The 18,382-nt window shown below is 71.0% G+C and carries 23 protein-coding genes; 13 read left to right on the top strand and 10 right to left on the bottom strand.

Annotation, left to right across the window (positions count from 1 at the left end; all coding sequences use genetic code 11):
* Positions 1 to 79 precede the first annotated feature (79 nt).
* Both ACQPZW_RS18940 and ACQPZW_RS18935 read left to right on the top strand, forming a co-directional pair.
* On the top strand, positions 80 to 1,042 hold the full coding sequence (locus ACQPZW_RS18940; protein WP_433796223.1) for an AraC family transcriptional regulator: 963 nt from the start codon (positions 80 to 82) through the stop codon (positions 1,040 to 1,042).
* Positions 1,039 to 1,944 (top strand): phosphotransferase family protein, encoded by a 906-nt coding sequence (locus tag ACQPZW_RS18935; RefSeq protein WP_433796222.1) that lies wholly within the window; start codon positions 1,039 to 1,041, stop codon positions 1,942 to 1,944. The genes ACQPZW_RS18940 and ACQPZW_RS18935 overlap by 4 nt, the downstream gene beginning before the upstream one ends.
* Here ACQPZW_RS18935 and ACQPZW_RS18930 read toward each other — a convergent pair whose 3' ends face one another.
* On the bottom strand, positions 1,945 to 2,616 hold the full coding sequence (locus ACQPZW_RS18930) for a TetR/AcrR family transcriptional regulator (protein WP_433796221.1): 672 nt from the start codon (positions 2,614 to 2,616) through the stop codon (positions 1,945 to 1,947).
* An 85-nt stretch (positions 2,617 to 2,701) separates the two neighbouring features.
* On the opposite strand from ACQPZW_RS18930, the gene ACQPZW_RS18925 reads away from it, so the two are divergent.
* From ACQPZW_RS18925 to ACQPZW_RS18905, 5 genes are all read left to right on the top strand, one after another.
* Positions 2,702 to 3,820: an FAD-dependent oxidoreductase gene (locus ACQPZW_RS18925; RefSeq protein WP_433796220.1), complete on the top strand. Its 1,119-nt coding sequence runs from the start codon at positions 2,702 to 2,704 to the stop codon at positions 3,818 to 3,820.
* Positions 3,821 to 3,940: 120 nt separating this feature from the next.
* Positions 3,941 to 4,465 carry a dihydrofolate reductase family protein gene (locus tag ACQPZW_RS18920; RefSeq protein ID WP_433796219.1) on the top strand — a complete coding sequence of 175 codons (525 nt, stop codon included), beginning with the start codon at positions 3,941 to 3,943 and terminating at the stop codon, positions 4,463 to 4,465.
* Between the two features lie 57 nt (positions 4,466 to 4,522).
* A complete protein-coding gene (locus tag ACQPZW_RS18915; protein ID WP_433796218.1) occupies positions 4,523 to 4,960 on the top strand; it encodes a MarR family winged helix-turn-helix transcriptional regulator in 438 nt (145 codons plus the stop codon).
* Positions 4,947 to 5,456: a hypothetical protein gene (locus ACQPZW_RS18910; protein WP_433796217.1), complete on the top strand. Its 510-nt coding sequence runs from the start codon at positions 4,947 to 4,949 to the stop codon at positions 5,454 to 5,456. Before ACQPZW_RS18915 ends, ACQPZW_RS18910 begins: the two co-directional genes overlap by 14 nt.
* Before the next feature lie 47 nt (positions 5,457 to 5,503).
* Positions 5,504 to 5,713 carry a DUF4287 domain-containing protein gene (locus tag ACQPZW_RS18905; RefSeq protein ID WP_433796216.1) on the top strand — a complete coding sequence of 70 codons (210 nt, stop codon included), beginning with the start codon at positions 5,504 to 5,506 and terminating at the stop codon, positions 5,711 to 5,713.
* 177 nt (positions 5,714 to 5,890) lie between these two features.
* Here the strand turns inward: ACQPZW_RS18905 and ACQPZW_RS18900 are convergent, their stop codons facing one another.
* The 4 genes from ACQPZW_RS18900 to ACQPZW_RS18885 form a co-directional block, all read right to left on the bottom strand.
* Positions 5,891 to 5,998 carry a CGNR zinc finger domain-containing protein gene (locus ACQPZW_RS18900; protein WP_433796215.1) on the bottom strand — a complete coding sequence of 36 codons (108 nt, stop codon included), beginning with the start codon at positions 5,996 to 5,998 and terminating at the stop codon, positions 5,891 to 5,893.
* Positions 5,995 to 6,351 (bottom strand): hypothetical protein, encoded by a 357-nt coding sequence (locus tag ACQPZW_RS18895; protein ID WP_433796214.1) that lies wholly within the window; start codon positions 6,349 to 6,351, stop codon positions 5,995 to 5,997. The genes ACQPZW_RS18900 and ACQPZW_RS18895 overlap by 4 nt, the downstream gene beginning before the upstream one ends.
* A gap of 167 nt (positions 6,352 to 6,518) precedes the next feature.
* Positions 6,519 to 6,815 carry a hypothetical protein gene (locus ACQPZW_RS18890; protein ID WP_433796213.1) on the bottom strand — a complete coding sequence of 99 codons (297 nt, stop codon included), beginning with the start codon at positions 6,813 to 6,815 and terminating at the stop codon, positions 6,519 to 6,521.
* A 424-nt stretch (positions 6,816 to 7,239) separates the two neighbouring features.
* A complete protein-coding gene (locus ACQPZW_RS18885; protein ID WP_433796212.1) occupies positions 7,240 to 8,070 on the bottom strand; it encodes a GDSL-type esterase/lipase family protein in 831 nt (276 codons plus the stop codon).
* A 307-nt stretch (positions 8,071 to 8,377) separates the two neighbouring features.
* On the opposite strand from ACQPZW_RS18885, the gene ACQPZW_RS18880 reads away from it, so the two are divergent.
* Positions 8,378 to 9,202, top strand: coding sequence for an isocitrate lyase/PEP mutase family protein (locus tag ACQPZW_RS18880; protein ID WP_433796211.1), 825 nt, complete (start codon positions 8,378 to 8,380; stop codon positions 9,200 to 9,202).
* Here ACQPZW_RS18880 and ACQPZW_RS18875 read toward each other — a convergent pair.
* A complete protein-coding gene (locus ACQPZW_RS18875; RefSeq protein WP_433796210.1) occupies positions 9,189 to 10,034 on the bottom strand; it encodes a family 43 glycosylhydrolase in 846 nt (281 codons plus the stop codon). The genes ACQPZW_RS18880 and ACQPZW_RS18875 overlap by 14 nt on opposite strands.
* A gap of 92 nt (positions 10,035 to 10,126) precedes the next feature.
* On the bottom strand, positions 10,127 to 11,098 hold the full coding sequence (locus ACQPZW_RS18870) for a helix-turn-helix transcriptional regulator (protein WP_433796209.1): 972 nt from the start codon (positions 11,096 to 11,098) through the stop codon (positions 10,127 to 10,129).
* Between the two features lie 107 nt (positions 11,099 to 11,205).
* Between ACQPZW_RS18870 and ACQPZW_RS18865 the strand changes: the two genes are divergently transcribed.
* On the top strand, positions 11,206 to 12,153 hold the full coding sequence (locus ACQPZW_RS18865; RefSeq protein WP_433796208.1) for an alpha/beta fold hydrolase: 948 nt from the start codon (positions 11,206 to 11,208) through the stop codon (positions 12,151 to 12,153).
* Positions 12,154 to 12,242: 89 nt separating this feature from the next.
* Complete coding sequence (locus ACQPZW_RS18860; RefSeq protein ID WP_433796207.1) at positions 12,243 to 13,880, top strand: serine/threonine-protein kinase; 1,638 nt, start codon at positions 12,243 to 12,245, stop codon at positions 13,878 to 13,880.
* Between the two features lie 42 nt (positions 13,881 to 13,922).
* On the opposite strand, the gene ACQPZW_RS18855 is transcribed toward ACQPZW_RS18860, so the two are convergent.
* Positions 13,923 to 14,735, bottom strand: a complete 813-nt coding sequence (locus ACQPZW_RS18855) for a TetR/AcrR family transcriptional regulator (protein ID WP_433796206.1) — start codon at positions 14,733 to 14,735, stop codon at positions 13,923 to 13,925.
* A 111-nt stretch (positions 14,736 to 14,846) separates the two neighbouring features.
* On the opposite strand from ACQPZW_RS18855, the gene ACQPZW_RS18850 reads away from it, so the two are divergent.
* The 3 genes from ACQPZW_RS18850 (at position 14,847) to ACQPZW_RS18840 (ending at position 16,938) form a co-directional block, all read left to right on the top strand.
* Positions 14,847 to 15,581 (top strand): SDR family oxidoreductase, encoded by a 735-nt coding sequence (locus ACQPZW_RS18850; RefSeq protein ID WP_433796205.1) that lies wholly within the window; start codon positions 14,847 to 14,849, stop codon positions 15,579 to 15,581.
* Between the two features lie 100 nt (positions 15,582 to 15,681).
* Positions 15,682 to 16,143, top strand: a complete 462-nt coding sequence (locus tag ACQPZW_RS18845) for a 4-oxalocrotonate tautomerase family protein (protein ID WP_433796204.1) — start codon at positions 15,682 to 15,684, stop codon at positions 16,141 to 16,143.
* Between the two features lie 150 nt (positions 16,144 to 16,293).
* Positions 16,294 to 16,938: a hypothetical protein gene (locus ACQPZW_RS18840; RefSeq protein ID WP_433796203.1), complete on the top strand. Its 645-nt coding sequence runs from the start codon at positions 16,294 to 16,296 to the stop codon at positions 16,936 to 16,938.
* Between the two features lie 3 nt (positions 16,939 to 16,941).
* On the opposite strand, the gene ACQPZW_RS18835 is transcribed toward ACQPZW_RS18840, so the two are convergent.
* Both ACQPZW_RS18835 and ACQPZW_RS18830 read right to left on the bottom strand, forming a co-directional pair.
* Positions 16,942 to 17,565 (bottom strand): hypothetical protein, encoded by a 624-nt coding sequence (locus ACQPZW_RS18835; RefSeq protein ID WP_433796202.1) that lies wholly within the window; start codon positions 17,563 to 17,565, stop codon positions 16,942 to 16,944.
* Positions 17,541 to 18,206 (bottom strand): hypothetical protein, encoded by a 666-nt coding sequence (locus tag ACQPZW_RS18830; protein ID WP_433796201.1) that lies wholly within the window; start codon positions 18,204 to 18,206, stop codon positions 17,541 to 17,543. Before ACQPZW_RS18830 ends, ACQPZW_RS18835 begins: the two co-directional genes overlap by 25 nt.
* Positions 18,207 to 18,382 lie beyond the last annotated feature (176 nt).

The raw sequence follows: 18,382 nt of genomic DNA, 5'->3' as shown, positions 1-18,382 counted from the left end.
ACTCCATGTCACCGCAGGTCGATGAGCTTATCCATGCGGCAGGCACCCGATTCCATACGCGAGCGTCTACGCTGCCAGGATGGATCCGGTCGGTGGCCTGCTCGATCCGCGGGCGCGGGGAGCGTTCATCCTCCGCTCGCTGCTGTCGGCGCCGTGGTCGATCCGCATCGAGGACGAGGCTCCACTGACGCTGGTGGCGGTCGTGCGGGGGTCGGCATACCTCACGTCGGGTGCGGCGACGGCCGAGATCGTGCCGGGCGATGTGGCCGTGGTGAGCGGCTCGGACCCGTACACGGTGGCCGACTCCGCCACGACGGCGCCGCAGGTGGCGATCGGTCCGGACCAGGTCTGCCGGCCGCTCGCCGGTGTGGTCGGCGCCCGCCCGATGGGACCGCTCGGGCTGCGCTCGTGGGGCAATGACGCCGACGGCGCCACGATGCTGCTCACCGGCACCTACCACTCCCCCGCCGAGATCAGCCGGTCGCTGCTGTCGGCGCTGCCCGAGCTGGTCGTGCTGCGGCCCGGCGAGTGGGACTCGGTGCTGATCCGGCACGTCATGCACGAGGTGGACCGCGACGCCCCCGGCCAGGACGTCGTGCTGGACCGGCTCCTCGACCTGATCCTGATCACCGCCGTGCGTACGTGGCTGGCGCGGCCCGACGCCCGTCCGCCGCGCTGGTACACCGCCCAGGACGATCCGCTCGTCAGCGCCGCCCTCACCTGCATCCACGCCCGGCCCGACCGGGCCTGGACGGTGGCGTCCCTCGCCGCCGAGGCACGCTGCTCGCGCGCGGCGCTGGCGCGTCGATTCACCGAGCTGGTGGGGGTCCCGCCGATGACCTACCTGACCGAGTGGCGCCTGTCGTGTGCCGCCGACATGCTGGTCCGTAGTGACGCGACACTGGAGGCGATCGCCCGCGACGTCGGTTACGCCAGCCCGTTCGCGCTCAGCGCCGCGTTCAAGCGGGTCCGTGGGGTGTCTCCCCGCAGCCTGCGCGGCGGCGATGCCCGCGGGCCGGTCACCGCACGGGCCGCCCGGTGATCCCCGACGGTTTCGAGGTCGTCGACGTCGTCGAGCGCACCGGCGGATCGCTGCACACGGTGCACGAGATCCGGCTCGCCGACGGCGAGCGGTTGATCGTCAAGCGGTACGCCTCCGACGACCGGTCAGCGCAGGCCAAGGAGGTGTACGTCTACGGGCTGATGGCCGGTGTGGCGCAGGTGCCCCGCATCGTGCACGTCGACCGCGAGACCCGGACGACGGTCCTCACGCTGCTGCCGGGAAAGCCGATGTGGGAACGCGCCCCCGATCCCGCCGCCGTGCGGGCCGCCTACCGTCGTATCGGTGAGTTCCAGGCCGCCCTGCACCGTATCCGCCTGCCGGCCTACGGCTCCCTCACCACCGAGATCGTCGATCCGGTGGCCGACAACACGACGTATGTGCGCCGTAAGTTCGCCCGCCGGTCGGCCGCGTTCCTGGACGCGGGTGGCCCCGTCGACCTCCACGACGCCGTCGCGAAGCGGGTGGCCGCGGCCGATCACTGCTTCGCCGCCTGCACCGGTCCGGTGCTGTGCCACAACGACCTGCACGAGGGCAACGTCCTGGTCGACGAGGCGGGAGCCGTCACCGGCTTCATCGACGTGGAGAACGCCGAGGCCGCCGACCCGATGACCGACCTGGCCAAGACGCTGCAGTTCGACGACGCGCCGGAGAAGCGGGCCGCGCTGCTCGACGGCTACGGCCCGCTGCCGGCGTACGGTGCCGAGCGCATCGACCTGTACCGGATGTTCCACGCCCTCGAACTGTGGACCTGGTTCACCTCGATCGACCAGCGGGAGCGCCTGCCGCCGCTGATCGACAGCCTGCGTGCTCTGTCCGGACAGACCGTCGGCATGGACGAGAGGGTCGCGCCACCCGGCACGCCGGGCAGCACACGGAGTTGATCATCCGCCGGCCCGCTGGTGGGTGACGCCGATGAGGAAGATGTCCACTCCGGCGAGGAACTGCTCGCGGTCGTCGTGGTCGGGCAGCAGCGCCGCCGACTCCCGGACGGCCTGATCGGGGTCGTGCTGCGCCCACCGCTTCGCGAGGGCTTCGAGATAGTCGCGGCGAGCCGTCTCGTCGGGGGCCCGGCGTGCGCCGGCCGCATGCTGTGCTGCCGCGCCGAGCACGTAGTTGACCAGCGCTGAGCCGGCGGAGGACAGTGCCGCGCCGGTGACGCCGAGCCGGCTCAGCTGCGTCCCGAGACTCGTCCAGATGCCCAGGACCGCGGGCTGGAACGGCTCGCGCGACAGCTGGGCCCCCACCCACGGGTGCGCGTCGATCGCGTCGAAGATGCCCAGCGCCAGCGCCCGGATCGCCTGCCGCGGATCGTCGTGGCCGGTGTGGGCGGTCACCCGGCCGATCACGTCGTCGGCGGCGGCGGCGAGCAGCTCGTCCTTGCCTGCGACGTGGTGGTAGATCGCACCGCGCCCGGTCGCGAGGTGGGCGGTGACGGCCCGGACGGTCAGCCCGTCCTCCCCCGCGGTGTCGAGGAGGTGCACGGTCGCCTCGACGATCCGCTCCCGGGAGAGCGCGTCGGTGCGCCGGGGGCTTCGCTGCGCCGGAGAGGTCATGCCGTCATCTTGACACAGTTGGACCGGTGGTCCAATGTTGAGGGCAATGGACCAGCGGTCCAAACTTCTGACGAAGGATCGACCCATGACCACACCCGTCACCGTCATCGGCGCAGGCCTCGGCGGCCTGACCCTCGCGCGGGTCCTTCATCGGTACGGCACACCGGTCACCGTCTACGAAGCCGACTCCTCCGCCACCGCCCGCACGCAGGGCGGCCAACTCGACCTGCACGAGCACAACGGCCAGCTCGCCCTGGAGATCGCCGGACTCACCAGCGAGTACCGCCGGATCATCCATCGGGGCGGCGGTGCCCAACGCGTCCTCGACCGGCACGCCACGGTCCTCGCCGAGCTACCCGACGACGGCTCCCTGACCCGCCCGGAAGCCCTGCGCGGCGACATCCGGCGCATCCTGCTCGACTCGCTGCCCGACGGCGCCGTCCAGTGGGGCCGCCGGCTGCTCTCCGCCACCCCACTCGGCGGGGGCCGTCACCGGCTCGGCTTCGACGACGGCTCGACGGTCGTCTCCGACCTGCTGGTCGGCGCCGACGGAGCCTGGTCACGAGTCCGGCCGCTGCTGTCGGACCACACCCCGACGTACGCGGGCATGAGCTACATCGACACCCACCTGCACGACGTCGACACCCGACACCCGGACGCCGCGCGGGCCGTCGGCCGGGGTGCCATGTACGCACTCGTCCCCGGCCAGGGCTTCCTCGCCCACCGGGAGCCGGGCGGCGTCATCCACACCTACGTCGTCCTCGACCGGCCACTCCCCTGGTTCACCGGCATCGACTTCACCGACGCCGTCACCACGAGGAAACGGATCGCCGCCGAGTTCGACGGCTGGGCCCCCGAGCTCGTCTCCCTGATCGCCGACAGCGACACCGACCCGGTCCTGCGCAGCATCCACCGGCTGCCCGACGACCACCGATGGAACCGCACTCCCGGCGTGACCCTGCTCGGCGACGCCGCCCACGTGACGCTGCCCGGCGGCGAGGGCGCGAACATCGCGATGCTCGACGGCGCGGAACTCGGCCAGGCCCTCGCCACAAACCCCGGCAACCCCGAAAAAGCCCTCGCGGCGTACGAGCAGACGATGTTCGCCCGCAGCGAGGCCGAGGCCCGTGCCGCCGCCGAGACCATCGAACTGATCTTCGGCGCCGGCGCCCCGCACGCGCTCGCCGCCCTCTTCACCGGCTGACACCGTGGCCGCCGGCCCTGTGACGGGAGGCATGGCTCATACGGCCGGCGTCTACACCGCCACGCCCGGCACCGACAGCCACGACCGCCTGCGCCTGCTGCCGGCCGTAGGGTCGCAGGCATGACGACGTTGCAGTATCAGTGCGCCATGTCGCTCGACGGGTTCATCGCCGGCCGCGGCGGTGACATGTCGTGGCTGGACACCGGAACCGCACTCGACGAGACCAATCCGCTGGTGGCGCAGGTCGGCGCAGTGCTCAGCGGCGCCCGGACGTATCGCGGCGACGACCCGAACGCCGGGACCGAACAGGAGGGCGGCTACGACGGGCAGTACACCGGGCCGACCATCGTGCTCACCCACCATGTGCCGCCGACCGCCCCGCCGGGCGTGACGTTCGTCGACGATCTCGGCAAGGCGATCGCGCTGGCGCGGGAGGCGGCCGGGGACAGGCTGGTCAGTGTGCTCGGCGCGGACGTCGCCCGCCAGTGCATCGCCATCGGCGCGCTGGACGAGATCCTCGTCTACCTCACCCCGGTGCTGCTGGGTGACGGGGTGAGGCTCTTCGACAATCCGGGCGGTGATCCGGTACGGCTGGAGGTCCTCGAATCGAGCCCGCTGATGGTCCGCAGCCGGATCCTCCGCTGACGGCGAGCTGACGGCGGTTGGTTGCATCGTCGAACCATTTGGTTGTACGGTCGAACCATGCAGCCCGATGAGGTGGACGCCGCTCAGGAAGCACTGATGCGGTTCGTCCGCGAGTTCGGCCTCCATCAGCCCGACCGCACCCCGTGCGGACAGCCGCTGCCGGTCTCCGAGGCGCACGCCATGGTGGAGATCGCCCGTGACGGCAGCCTCCGACAGGTCGACCTGGCCCGCCGGCTGCGGCTGGAGAAGAGCACCGTCAGCCGGCTGGTCACCAACCTGGCCGCTCGCGGCTGGATCCGGCGCGAGACCGCCGGCGAGGACGGTCGCGGTGTCCTGCTGCTGCTCACCGAGGACGGCGCCACCGCCGCGGCCCGGCAGGCCAACGCCCGCCGGGCCCGACTGGCCGCCGTCCTCGACCGCATTCCCGCCACCCAGCGCGACACCGTCGTGGCCGCGCTGCAGATTCTCGCGGAGGCCGCCGTTGACCCGCCCTGACATCCGCCGGATCCTGGCGCTCGCCGCCACCGCCGGTCTGCTGCTCGTCGGCTGCGCCGAGGACGTCGCCCCGGTCGCCCCGGCCGCCACCGCGAGCCGGCAGGCCGAGATCGCCGCGCGAGGCGCCTCGGTCATGCCCTTCGATCTCGAGCGCACCACCCACCGGTTCACCAGGAACGACACCGGCGGCGTGCAGACCGTGGTCGCCGACGACCCGCACGACGCCACCCAGGTCACCCTCATCCGCGCTCACCTGGCCGCCGAGGCCGAGCGTTTCCGCCGCGGCGACTTCACCGACCCGGCCGCCATCCACGGCTCCCGGATGCCCGGCCTGCAGCAGCTCCGCGACCACGACGGGCGCATCACGATCGACTACGCGCCGACCACCGACGGCGGCCGGGTCACCTACACGACCGGCGACACCGCGCTGCGGGAGGCTCTGCACCATTGGTTCGACGCCCAGGTCAGCGACCACGGATCACACGCCACCAACTGATCCTCCGGGCACCGATGAGTTTCGGCCACGGCGCCGGTCCACCCTGCATGACAGAACCGGTGAAGGGCCCCGCCAGCTATTTTCCCTCGATCGAGAAGAAGTACGGGCAGTCGATCGCCCACTGGAAGCAGCTCATCCGCTCGTCACCGCTGACCCGCCACGGGGAACTGGTCTCGTGGCTCAAGGCCGAGCACGGACTGGGCCACGGGCACGCCAACGCGCTCGTCGCGCACACCCTCGCCGAGGCGAAGGGCTGAAGCCCGGACGCCACCCGGCGGGCGCGGTGACTGCGGTGACTGCGGCGGGGTGAGGGCGGCGGGCGCGGCAGGCGCGACGCGGTGCGGTGAGGGCGTTGGGGTGCGCGGTGCGGTGAGGGCGTTGGGGTGCGCGGCTTATGGCGGTTGCCGCAGCGCTCCATAGCGCTCCATTGCGCATCAGCGGCGTGCGCCCGGGCGGGACGCGTCGATGAAGACCGGCGGGCAGTCGTCGCCCGAGCACTGGCGGATCCGGGTGGTGAGTGGGCCGGTCGACAGTTCGCTCACGGCCGTCCGGTTGATGGTCGTGATCGCCGCGGCCGGGAGCGGCCGAAGGTCCGCGCCGGCGTGTGCGATCTCCCAGACGGCCTGGCCAGCGCCCGGGCCGCGGTCAGGTCGCAGGCGGTCGCAGGCTCGGTCAGGGTGATGGCGATCGGTGGCTCGGCGAACCAGGCGGTTAGGTCGGCCGGTTGGTGGAGGGTCGCGAAGACGGCGTAGCGGCCCGCACCGCCGAAGTCGACGAAGTCGAGGCAGGGTGCGCCCGCATCGAACCGGAACAGGGCACCCAGGTCGACGAGGGCGTGGCGGCGTTCCGGCAGGTGTGGGACCCCGCCGATCCGCCGCCCGCCATCATGGTCCACATCGCCGCAGGCCTGGGCCCGACTTCCTGGTGGAGATCGACGCGGTCGCCGCCGTGTGATTGCCCATCGGGTGCCGGGCCCGGCCGGCGCAGCCGGTCACCGTGATCCGCGCGGATCCTCCTCGAATCGGGGACGGCGCCATCCGGACACGTCCGGCCGACGGTCGATCAGAGGGCTCCCCAGCGAGGACTCGCGGCGTACTCCAGGTTGCTGCAACGAATCGAGGTGCCCCACGACCACGGGTAGCCGACCGGCCGGTGTTCACGCCGGGACGTGCGGTTGCTGGTGCTCACGCTGCTCGCACAGGCGATGGAGACCCACACGCCGCCGCTGGTGCTGTTGTAGCAGCTGAAGCTCCAGCCGCCGCCGGTTCCCAGCCAGGTCTCGGACAGCTTGGTGGTGGAACAGGTCGGGGCCGCGTAGGCAGGACCAGACGCGACGAAGATCGATCCGAATCCCGCCATGGCGGTCGCTGCAAGAACGGCGGCCGTTCTTTTGATTTTCATGATTTCCCCCGATCGTCGGCTTATTTGCCGGACACGGTCACACGGGGGTCTGGCAGATATCTGGCAGCTTTCTACCTGCGCCGATAGATTCTTCTGACTAGAAGATCTGATTTCATGTGCAGAATCGGCCTGCGATAGCCATAGGCATGCTGACATCCGGAAATGGGGCGGCCGGTGACCTTTAGCCACCGCGCCCACGACAAGCGAAAGGCGCCCACCGACCATGAAGTGCGGTGAGCGCCATTCTTGCCGGGTACGGGACGAGGCACCGCCACCGAACACTACGACGTGGGGTTCGGATCCTCGCTGACGTCGCCGAGCAGCGTCCGGGCGCCGGTGCCGGTGATCACCTGTGGTTTCAGCGCGGCCGGGCGGCGCGCCGTCACAGCAGGTATCCGGCGAGGGGGATGTTCTGGGTGCGCAGGGCGCCGGCCACGAGACCGGCGATGCGCTGGGCGCCGTACGTCTCGAAGTGGGTGTGGTCGTTGCAGAAGTATTGCCCGACGAGCCCGGACGTGTAGTCGCCGTTGTTGGGGCACAGCCTGACCGCGTTGTAGTGATTGACGCTGAGTGTCTGCAGGTCGATGACCGGTGATCCGGTGGCGGCGCCGGCCGCGGTGGTCTGGGTGACGTAGCCGCGGTTCTTGACGGCGGTGCCGCCCGAGCAGGTGATCGCCGCGACCGCGGTGAGCAGCACCGGATGGGCGCCGCGGGCTTTCGCGGTCTGCGCCATCATGGTCATCAGCTGCTGGTAGCGGGCGGTGCCGACGTGCCGGGGGCAGGTGGCCGAGCCGTCGTTGATGCCGAACTGGATGAACAGGTAGTCACCGGCCTTCATCCCGTCGAGCACCCGCTGCCAGCGTGCCGAGGCGGTGGTCGCGTTGAGGACGCATTCGCCGTTGGAGCCGATGGTGGAGGTGACGTTGCCCTCGTAGAGCCAGGTCTGGATGCTGCGGCCGCCGAGGGCCAGGTTGTTGACGACGACGTCGCTGTTGAACAGCGCGTCGAACTGGGAGCCCCAGCCGACCGGGCAGGTGGCCGAGGGGTTGGCCATGGTGGAGTCGCCGGCCAGCCAGACGGTGGTGGTCGCGGCGGCTGCCGCGGCGGCGGCGGGTCGCTCGGCGCATCCGGGCAGTCCGGGTGCGGCGGTGGGCGCGGTCAGGATCAGGGGTACGGCCAGAGCGGTGACGATGAGTCTCCGGAGCATGCGCATGGTTCCTCCGTGTGGGGATGCACGTCTGCCGGCGGGCCGCGGTGGTCAGGGGATGCGGTGTGGTCGGCAGGTCATGAGACGAGGGGGATGAATCGTTTCATGACACAAGGACACTACGAGCCTATGCATTGAGAAACTTCGATGTCAATGAAGGTAGGTCAACGGCACCTCGGGTCTTCCGCGCCCCGATGCGAGAGGCCGACTCCCACGGCCGACGGGGAGTGGTCACGTCCGATTCACGCCAGACCCGGCGCCCGTCACCACGCGACACTCGTCCGGCATCCGGCCGAACAGAGGAGAACCCGGCATGTCGAACACCGCTCTCAACACCGAGGCGCTCCGGTTCCGCGCACTCGGCCACGACCGGCCACTGGTCCTGCCGAACGCGTGGGATGCGGCCGGCGCCGCCGTCATGGCCCATGCCGGTGCGCCCGCCATCGCCACCACGAGCGGCGGAATCTCCTGGTCACAGGGCCGCAGCGACGGTGAAGGACTCACCCGCGAGCAGATGGCGGACGCCGTGCGCCGGATCGTGGAGGCGGTCGACGTGCCGGTCACCGCCGACATGGAAGGCGGCTACGGGCCGGATCCGGCCGACGTGGCGGCAACCGTCCGGGCAGCCATCGACGCCGGCGCGGTCGGCATCAACCTGGAGGACTCCCGGCCCGGCCGCGGCCTGCTGTCCCCCGAGCACCAGGCCGCCCGGATCCGCGCCGGCCGGGCCGCCGCCGAGCAGGCCGGGGTGCCCGCGTTCGTCCTCAACGCCCGCACCGACGTGTTCCTGCTCGACGCCGGGAAGAGCGCTGTCGACGTCGCGGAACGCGCCCGCGCCTACATCGAGGCGGGCGCGGACGGCCTGTTCGTGCCCGGGCTGCTCGACCTCCGGGCCCTGGCCACACTCGCCGCCTCGATCAGCGTGCCGGTCAACGCGATGACCGGGCCCGGCGGCCCGAGCGTCCGGGAGCTGGCCGAGGCGGGCGTGCGGCGGGTCAGCGTCGGCACGGCGATCGCTCAGGCGGCGTACGGGCTGGTCGATCGCGCCACCCGGGAACTGATCGACACCGGCGCCTGGTCGACGTGGGCGCCGGGTCTGCCGTACCCCCGCATGAATGGCCTTCTCATCGCGCGATAGCCGTGCCGTGGCGGCAACCGGAGCAGCCGACCGCGCTCAGACCGGTCCAGGTGTTGAGGTCCGAGCTGGTCGCGGTCCAGAGGCCGCCGTTGGTGTACTTGTCGACGTAGATGCGGTACTGGCCGTTGTCCAGGCGCACCAGCGACGGGCCCTCGTAACCGGAGCTCCACAGGTTGCCCCGGTTGATCCAGCCGCCGGTGAGCCGATCGGTGCTGGTCCAGTGCTCGATGTACTTGGTGGTCTCGTTCTTGACGAACGAGTGCCACGTGCCGCCCGACTTCACCACGTAGGCGTCGATGTGGTTGAAGCCCAGGCCCCACATCTGCTGCGGCGCGCTCCACGAGGTGAGGTCGCTGTTCTGGGCGGTGTAGACGTACGGCCGGAAGCAGTTGGAGCAGGTGGTCTGTGCGACGTTGGCGATGATGTTGACGGTGGAGCCCTCGATGTAGAACTCCGGCGCCCAGGTGAACTTCGTGCTGCTGATCCCGGACGGGACGGTCGCGATGTTCGTCCAGTTCAGCAGGTCGGCGCTGCGGGCGACGGCGAAGTACGTCGAGTTCGTCGTCCAGGACTGCCAGGTGTAGGCGATGAAGTAGGTGCTCCCCCGTTTGATGATGCTCGGATCGCGCAGCACCCCGGTCGGGCCCCGGAAGTTGGTGTCGTACAGGACGCTGTAGCTGGTGCCGCCGTTGGTCGACTGATAGATCCACAGCTCCTGATCGGCGGCGCCGTCGCCCTTGAAGGTGGCGTAGATCAGCGTCGTGGCGGCCGCCGCCGGCCGGGGAACGGCCAGGCCACCGAGGACGAACGCGACGACACCGATCGCCGCCATGAGGATTCTTCGCACAGTCCGTTTGCTCCGCAGGTCCATCACCGCAATATCGGCAGCCCGGCCCGGCACGTCCACCGGTCGATCGGCACTGTTCAATTCCGATCGCACTCGAACACCGATGCGTACCGCTGGACGAGCGCGCCGCCGATCGCGGCCAGGTGGTCACGCACGCCCGGCGGGCCGGTCACCTCCAGCCATGCGATCAGGCCGGCGATCTCACCGGCGACGATGTACTCGTCCCGGCCGCGGATGACGACCTCGATACGGCCGTCGGCCGTGGGGCCGCCCACCTCGAGGCGGCCGCCGAACGCCATCCGGAGGTTGCCGATCCAGTCGGGCGCACACACCGCCTGAACCTCGAGGGGTGTTCGTCTGCGGTCGACCTCGTCGGCGATCTCCCGCCAGCTCCGGGCGAGGTCGAAGTCGGCCGGCCGGTGGACGGGATCGCCGGTCGGGTCGGCGGACGACACGCGGTCGATCCGGAAGGTACGCCGGCCGGCCTCGGTGCCGGAGACGAGATACCACGCCAGGCCTTTGGCGACGATGCCCAGCGGGTGGACCGTCCTCTCGGTCTCGGCGCCACGGCTGTCGACATAGCCGAGCCGCACCTGCACGCCACGGATCACCGCGTCCTGGAGTGCGTCGAGGAAGCGGGGCGGGCGTTGCTCGACCCGGCTCGCTCCCCATCCTCGCGGGTCCGTGACCAGCGACGACGCGGCCGCCTCGGCCTGCGCCCGGAAGGGCTCCGGCAGGGCCTGGACGAGCTTGCGCAGGGCCGCCTTCACGGCCGGCGTCGCCGCCGAGGCCGGTCCGGCCACCAGGAACAGGGCGCGGGCCTCCGGGGCGGTCAGGCCGGACAGGTCGGTACGGGCGCCGCCGATCAGACGCCAGCCACCGCCCCGGCCCTGCAGGGAGTAGACGGGCACACCCGCCATGGCGAGCGCGTCGAGGTCGCGGCGGGCGGTGCGCTCGGAGATCTCCAGTTCCCGCGCGACCTCGGCTGCCGTCACCCGCTCACGCTTCTGCAGCAACAGGAGGATGGCCATCAGGCGGTCGGCTCGCACTCCGGCAACTCTTCCCGGAAAACAGGTCACGGGATGACCGGTTTCGGTCGGCAGGATGGCCGCACGGCACAACGCCGAGCGATCCACCGAAGAGATGAAGAGGAACGATGTTCGATCCAGCCGATTTCCCCGAGCCCACCCTCATCCCGGTCAACGGTGTGCAACTCGAAGTCTTCGAGGCCGGCCGGCCGAACGGGGGAAAGCCCATCGTGCTGTGTCACGGCTGGCCGGAGCACGCCTTCTCGTGGCGCCATCAGATGCCCGCCCTCGCCGCAGCCGGTTACCACGTCATCGTCCCGAACCAGCGGGGTTACGGAAACTCGTCCCGCCCGGCCGAGGTGACGGAGTACGACATCGAGCACCTGACGGGTGACCTCGTCGCGCTGCTCGACCACTACGGATACGAGGACGCCACCTTCGTCGGACACGACTGGGGCGCGATGGTCGTCTGGGGGCTCGCGCTGCTGCACCCCGACCGGGTGAACGGGGTGATCAACCTGAGCCTGCCCTACATCGAGCGCGGCGAGACGCCCTGGATCGAGGTCATGGAGCAGGTGCTCGGCGGTGACTACTACTTCGTCCACTTCAACCGGCAGCCGGGCGTCGCGGACGCCGTGTTCGACGAGAACACCCTCCCGTTCCTCCGCAACCTCTACCGGAAGAACGAGCCACCCGCGGAGCCCCGGCCCGGCATGGCGCTCATCGATCTCGCCCGGGCGGACACACCTCTCGGCGAGCCCGTGATGAGCGACAGCGAACTGGCCGTGCTCGTCTCCGCCTTCGAGCAGACGGGATTCACCGGCAGCATCAACTGGTATCGCAACCTCGACCGCAACTGGCACCTGCTGGCCGACGCGGACCCGATCATCCGCAAGCCCGCGCTCATGATCCACGGCGACCGGGACGCGGTCCAGAAATCGGCACGCCTGGCGGAGTTCGTGCCCGGCGTGGAAGTGATCGACCTGGACTGCGGCCACTGGATCCAGCAGGAGCTGCCGGAGGAGACCACCCGGGCGATCCTGAAATGGCTGGACCAGCACGACGCCACCCGGTGACACCCGCCGGCAGTCACCGCCCGGTGGCTGCCGGCGCCCCCGGACCTCTCGTTTTGTCAACGCCCGCCCGAACGGGTTAGCTCCATGCGGTGACCATCAACCCGGACCCGCATCGAATCGGCGACTACCGCGTGCTGCGGAGGCTGGGCGCCGGCGGCATGGGCACGGTCTACCTCGCCGAGGACGTCCACGGCCGGCTGGTCGCGGTCAAGGTGGTGCGCCCGGCTCTGGCGTCCGACGAGGCGTTCCGCCGCCGGTTCCGCACCGAGGTGCAACGGGCCCGGCAGGTGCCGCCGTTCTGCACCGCCGAGGTCCTCGACGCCGACCCCGACCACCAGCCGCCCTACCTGGTCATCGAGTACGTGGACGGCCCCAGCCTGGCCGACGTGGTCCGTGACCGCGGACCACTCACCCACGCCAACCTGCACGGCGTCGCCATCGGCGTGGCCACCGCGCTGACCGCCATCCACGCCGCCGGGGTGATCCACCGCGACCTCAAACCGGCGAACGTGCTGCTGCCGCCCGGCACCCCCAAGGTCATCGACTTCGGCATCGCCCGGGCGATGGACGCCTCCACCCAGCACACCCTCGCCGATCAGATGGTCGGCACCGTGGCGTACATGGCGCCGGAACGCTTCCAGAGCGTCCCCGGCGAGCCGCTGACGGTGGCCGCGGACATCTTCGCCTGGGGTGCCGTCGTCGCCTACGCCGGCACCGGCCGCAGCCCGTTCGGCGGCGCGACGCCCCTGGAGACGGCGACCCGGATCATGACCGAGCCACCCGACCTCACCGGCCTGGACGGGCCGTTGCGTGATCTGGTGGAGGCGGCGCTGCAGAAACGCGCCGCCGACCGGCCCGACGCACGGCAGCTGCTCGACCTGCTGCTGAGCGCCGGAGTCGGCGCCGAGTCGGCCATGGTGGCCCAGCCGGCGCTGCGCGAGGCGGCCCAGGAGGCACAGACCACGTTCACCGGGCGCCGGCCTGCGCGCCCGCGACGCCGCCGGTGGGCACTCGCCGCCGGACTCACCGCGGTGGTCGCGATGGCCGCGCTCGGGCTGGCGCTGCGGCCCCGCCACGACACCCCGGCATCCCTGCCGCCCTCGTCGCCGTCGTCGTCCTCGTCGCCGTCGTCGTCCTCGTCGCCGTCCACGTCGCCGTCGCCGCGGGCCTCGTTCCGCTTCGCGCCGGACGCCGACGTCGCCGACCCGCTGACCGGGCCCGAGGTGATCCGGGCCAACAGCGACGGCAGCAGCTCATGCCGGTACGACGGCGAGCTGACGGTCACGGTCGACCGGGACGGCGTCTACGAGTGCGGGTCCACCGGGCGCGACCACACCGGCGACCACCGGATCTCCGTGGACGCGGAGCTGCGTACCGCCGGGGGCTGCGCGTCGATCAAGTTCCTCAGCGCCGAGCCGGGCTCGTACGGCGTGAACGTGTGCGCCCACGCCTACATCGTCAACTGGTACGAGGGCGACAGCGTCGAGCAGCTCGGCATCTACCTGCTGCCCGAGCGGATCCGGCTGCACGAGACACACCGAGTCACCGTCGATGTCCGCGGGCGTACCGCCGCGTTCTACCGGGACGCCGACGAGATCGCCGTCGTCGACCTGGAGAAGGGCGTGCCCCCGGGCGGCGGGACGGTGTGGATCGGCGGTCACGGCGACCCGGCCGGCGGCCCCGCGCCCTACCGGGTCGCGCTGCGCAACCTGGAGATCATCGGCTGACCGGATCGGCGCCCGCGCCCTCGGCCACCCCGGTCGGCACGGTCAGCCCCGGTCCGGCAGCGGGGACAGCGCGTCGACGGCCCGGGGAGTGGTCGGGTCCACGGCTGTGGTCACCGCCGGGTCCGGCTGGTCGAGGCGGTCGAGCCAGCGGTCCAGCAGCGCGGCCTCGACCGGTTCCAACCGGTCGGTGCCGGTGAGGGAGAGCTGGGCGCGCAGCCGGCGGGCGGCGGCACGGACGGGGTCCGGACCGCTCGGCGCTGCCGGGTGGGTGAGGACGGCGGAGAAGACGGAGTCGCGGGCCCGGTGCGACAGCGTGGGGTCGTCGAACAGCCGGGGCTGGGCGATGCGGCCGAGGGCGACGCCGATGTTGGCGGGCAGGATCAACTGGGCGGCGAGTCGCGGCGTCGTCGTCAGAGCGCCGACGGCGGCGCAGCGCAGAAGTGTGGCTTCGAGAAGTTGCAGGATGCGCTGGTAGGTCGTCGCGGCCGACTGTGGGCGGGGCGTGAACATCAGCTGGTAGAGCGCCGGGTTGTCGGCGGCGAATGCCATGTGGTCGTCCCAGCCGGCGTACAGGTCGGCGACGGGATCGTCGGTGACCTCGAGCTCGGTCTTTCGCAGTGCGTAGCGCTCGAGACCGGTGTCGGCGACGGCGTCCAGCAGGCCCCGCTTGTCACCGAAGAGCCGATAGAGCACCGGCTGGGTCACTCCCGCCTCGTCGGCGACCGCCCGGGTGGCGATGTCACCGTCCGCCGACGCGGCCAGCTGCCGCTCGGCGGCCGCGATCAGCGCCGCCCGGACGGTGGCGTCATTGGCAGGGCCGCTGGAGCCGCGCTGACGGTGGGAGGCATCGCTCATGAATCAATGCTACGGCACGGCGCTAGCGGTGATCGGGGATGTCTGTTACGGTTGCCGTATCAGCGATAAGCCAGATGGCTATCGCCACTAATGATCTTGGAGGCGAGACTCTTGTCCAACCAACGAGTCGCCATCGTCACCGGCGCTTCACGAGGCATCGGTCGCGCCATCGCCACCACCCTGGCGGCCTCCGGGCAGGCCGTCGTCGTCGGCTACGCCGGCGACCACGCCGCGGCGGAGCAGGTCGTGGAGGAGATCACCGCCGCCGGCGGGCAGGCCGTGGCCGTTCAAGCCGACATCGCCGACGAGGATGCGGTCGCCGGGATGTTCGACACCGCCCAGCGGTCCTTCGGCGGGGTCGACGTCGTCGTCAACTCCGCCGGCCGCCTGTCGCTGTCCCCGATCGCCGACCTGGCCCTCGCCGACCTCGACGCGCTGCACCGCACCAACATCCGCGGCACGTTCGTCATGGCCCGCGAGGCAGCACGCCGGATCCGTCCGGGCGGCGCGATCGTGATGCTGTCCACCTCGATCGTCGGCCTGCAGTTCCCCGGCTACGGTGCCTACGCTGCCAGCAAGGGCGCCGTCGAGGCCATGACCCTCATCCTGGCGCGCGAGATGCGCGGTCGCGACGTCACCGTCAACGCGGTTGCTCCCGGCCCCACCGCCACCGACCTGTTCCTCGACGGCAAGGACCAGGCCACCATCGAGCACCTGGCCAAGCAGCCCCCGCTGGAACGGCTCGGCACCCCGGCCGACATCGCCGAGGTCGTCGCGTTCCTGACCGGGCCGGGCGGGCGCTGGGTCAACGGCCAGGTCGTGCGGGCCAACGGCGGGATCATCTGATGGCCGTCATCCTGCTCACCGGCGCATCCAGCGGCTTCGGCCGGTTGACCGCGCACGCGCCGGCCCGCGGCGGCCACACGGTCGTCGCCGGAATCCGTCGGTGCCCAGCGGGTCAACCGTACCGCCCTGCCGGTATTGCGAGAACAGCGATCCGGGCGCCTTCACCTCCGGCACCAACCACTTCCTCCACGCCGGTCGCCCCGACGACCGGGAACGAGAGGCCGCCTACGACCACCACTACGGCCGGTTGCGCACCGACATCAACCAGCGCCTTGCCGACCTGATCCCTCCGGATGCCGACGCACAGTCGGTCGCCGACGAGACAGCACCACCCCATCCGAGAGGAACACCCGTCATGCCGTTCGCCAATCTGAAAGTCCCCGCCGACACCCTGACCCCGGAGTCGAAGAAGAAGCTCATCGACGCCGTCACCGACGCCTACGCCGACGTGTACGGCGAACGCGCCCGAGCCACCACCCTCGTCCTGGTCGACGAGGTCGCCGAAGGCGGCTGGGGGCTGGGCGGCAATGTCCTGACCGCCGAGATGCTCGGCCGCAGCTGATCCACGAGCGGGGTGCCGGGGCGAGGACTCGCCCCACACCCCGCCGAGCGGCTGCGGCACGGGTCCATCTCAGAAGCCGTGCGCACTGGTCCGGCCCGCTGACAGCAGCGTCGGAAGAGCGCGATCGAGCCGTACTGAAGAATCATGCGCATGGAATTCCCCGACCCACTGCGCCAGGCGGCCGTCATGGTCCCTCGATCGGCCGCCGGCGAGGCCGGGACCACCGCGGCGGACGCTGTCGACCACCTCGACCACAACGAGTACGAGATCGCGCTCGACATCCTCACCGAGTTGGGCGATGCCTACGCCGCCGAGACCTCGTTCTGGAACCTGCTGGCAGACGCGGCGGCCGAGATGAACCTGCACCGCGCCAAGGCCTGGTGCCGTTGGAGAGCGGCAGAGACCGTGCACGGCATCATCCGCGCGGACCTCCAACTACTCAGTCCTGCTCAGCCAGGTGGGCGCCGGACGGCGATACCGGGCGACGGCATACTGCGCCCCCTGTGGAACATCGGGATCGTCATGCCGGAGGGGCACCCCGACCTGCGCGTCGCCCGCATCTGGGTCGAACGGGCACCCGAACTCGAACCAGGCGCACACGGACCGGTCCGCCTCGCTCCGCTCAGCCCCGAGGGATGGCGGCACCTGCGGCCCGGCGACCGGATCACCATGCACGAACAGGCTCCTCCGACGGGAACCGCCACCATCACACAGGCGACATTCCCCGCCGAGAGAACGGATGGCCCCGGTCGGGTCCAGCCGGGATCCGACCGACTTCGCCACCCGCCGCGCTGAGTGCTAATCGCTGTGGAGCAGCTCCAGGGTGAAGCAGACAGCGGAGTCGGTGGTGACGGCGCCATCCCGTCCGGCGATGCCGGGGGCCTCGAGTCGATCGCAGAGGAAGTCGTCGAGGGTGCGTCGGCGGAGGTCCGCGCCGGCGGGTGTGCCGTCGTGGCGGGCGATCAGCAGGACGTCGCCGTCGAGTAGGTCGTCGAGCACGATGCCGGGTTCTGGATCGTCAGGGGGTGGCCGCTCCATGTCCGTGTTCACCCAGAAGGCGGGCGGTCGCTCGTGCGGGTGGGTCTCCGCGTGGGTCACGAGCGCCGGGACGGCGATGTCGAGGATCCGGGCGGCGAGCCTGCTCGGTGGGTCATCGACGAGGCTGCGCGGCACCCGCAGGCGCAGGTGTCCCCCGTCTGCGTCGAGGTGGGCGCTCACGGTCGGTGTGGTGGCCTCTTCAGGGTCGTCCGCGGCGCCGACGGTGATGTGCAGCGCGTGAGTCGTTGCGGCGGCGACGAACGGCTGCCACAGGCCCAGGCAGTGCTCGACGGTGGTGACGGCGGTCTGCAGCTTCCGTGCCTTCGCGGCGGTGAGGCCGGCGGGGTCCGCCTTCAGGGTCACGATGGGGTCTGGATGGTCCATGCCGTCGCCTTCGCGTGGGGGGCGATGAGGGTGTGCTGGTCGACGACGGTGCCGAGCGCCTGGCGGACGTTGCGGCATTGCCGGGCGACGGTTGCCGAGGTGGGCTCCTTGACGGCGAGCACGAGCTGATCGGGGCCCAGCGATGTGGCCAGACGGGTCAGGTGGGCGTTGATGTCGGCGTAGGAAGGCGGTGGCGGCGGTGGGCCGAACGGATCGCGTACCCCGGGGTCGCCGCGGTGGCCACCTGGGCCGACGGCCGCGGGGGCGCCGATGTCGTATCGTTCGCCGATCACGTGCAGGGCGTGCAGCATCGCTTGGAAAAGGCGCAGGCTGAGCAGCCCGTCGCCGGGTTCGGCCAGCCAGGAAATGGGGATGCGCAGGTCGCAGCGGATCGTCTTCGGTCCTGCGCCGCGTCTGGTCTTCACGAGCTCGACGCCGGCCGCGGTGTCGCTCTGCGGCAGCAGGCGCATGTTCACATGGCTGTGGGCGGGGAACCGGCGTCTGAGCCACGCCTGACCGGCGAAGCAGCGGGTGACGCGCTCAGCCACCTCCGTGGAGACGGAGCTCATGCGCTCGTACAGCACGGGGTCGACCCCTGTCAGCGACTTGAACCGTGTGTACGGATCGAGCCAGAAGGTCATAACGAGCATTCTAGAGATATTTCCCCCTCGCCCCGATGAGCTCGGCCGACCTCGGATGAGGTATCGACGCACGGCGCTGGAGACGAGGTTGCGATCGGGAGCAGCGTGGCGGTCGCCCACGGATGCGACTCCGGACGGGAATGGCGGGCTCCGTAATGGGATGCCAACTATCCCGG

The organism is Actinoplanes sp. CA-252034 (assembly GCF_050956125.1).
Taxonomy (GTDB): Bacteria; Actinomycetota; Actinomycetes; order Mycobacteriales; family Micromonosporaceae; genus Actinoplanes.
The sequence above is the reverse complement of the archived record's forward strand: the minus strand, read 5'-3'. Positions and strand labels throughout refer to the sequence as shown.

Coding starts and splice junctions, on each gene's coding strand:
- ACQPZW_RS18920 (WP_433796219.1), top strand. CDS start 3,941: ATGACGACGTTGCAGTATCAGTGCGCCATGTCGCTCGACGGGTTCATC.
- ACQPZW_RS18940 (WP_433796223.1), top strand. CDS start 80: ATGGATCCGGTCGGTGGCCTGCTCGATCCGCGGGCGCGGGGAGCGTTC.
- ACQPZW_RS18925 (WP_433796220.1), top strand. CDS start 2,702: ATGACCACACCCGTCACCGTCATCGGCGCAGGCCTCGGCGGCCTGACC.
- ACQPZW_RS18830 (WP_433796201.1), bottom strand. CDS start 18,206: ATGACCTTCTGGCTCGATCCGTACACACGGTTCAAGTCGCTGACAGGG.
- ACQPZW_RS18855 (WP_433796206.1), bottom strand. CDS start 14,735: ATGAGCGATGCCTCCCACCGTCAGCGCGGCTCCAGCGGCCCTGCCAAT.
- ACQPZW_RS18890 (WP_433796213.1), bottom strand. CDS start 6,815: ATGGCGGGATTCGGATCGATCTTCGTCGCGTCTGGTCCTGCCTACGCG.
- ACQPZW_RS18865 (WP_433796208.1), top strand. CDS start 11,206: ATGTTCGATCCAGCCGATTTCCCCGAGCCCACCCTCATCCCGGTCAAC.
- ACQPZW_RS18835 (WP_433796202.1), bottom strand. CDS start 17,565: ATGGACCATCCAGACCCCATCGTGACCCTGAAGGCGGACCCCGCCGGC.
- ACQPZW_RS18930 (WP_433796221.1), bottom strand. CDS start 2,616: ATGACCTCTCCGGCGCAGCGAAGCCCCCGGCGCACCGACGCGCTCTCC.
- ACQPZW_RS18885 (WP_433796212.1), bottom strand. CDS start 8,070: ATGCGCATGCTCCGGAGACTCATCGTCACCGCTCTGGCCGTACCCCTG.
- ACQPZW_RS18915 (WP_433796218.1), top strand. CDS start 4,523: ATGCAGCCCGATGAGGTGGACGCCGCTCAGGAAGCACTGATGCGGTTC.
- ACQPZW_RS18875 (WP_433796210.1), bottom strand. CDS start 10,034: ATGGCGGCGATCGGTGTCGTCGCGTTCGTCCTCGGTGGCCTGGCCGTT.
- ACQPZW_RS18905 (WP_433796216.1), top strand. CDS start 5,504: ATGACAGAACCGGTGAAGGGCCCCGCCAGCTATTTTCCCTCGATCGAG.
- ACQPZW_RS18840 (WP_433796203.1), top strand. CDS start 16,294: ATGGAATTCCCCGACCCACTGCGCCAGGCGGCCGTCATGGTCCCTCGA.
- ACQPZW_RS18880 (WP_433796211.1), top strand. CDS start 8,378: ATGTCGAACACCGCTCTCAACACCGAGGCGCTCCGGTTCCGCGCACTC.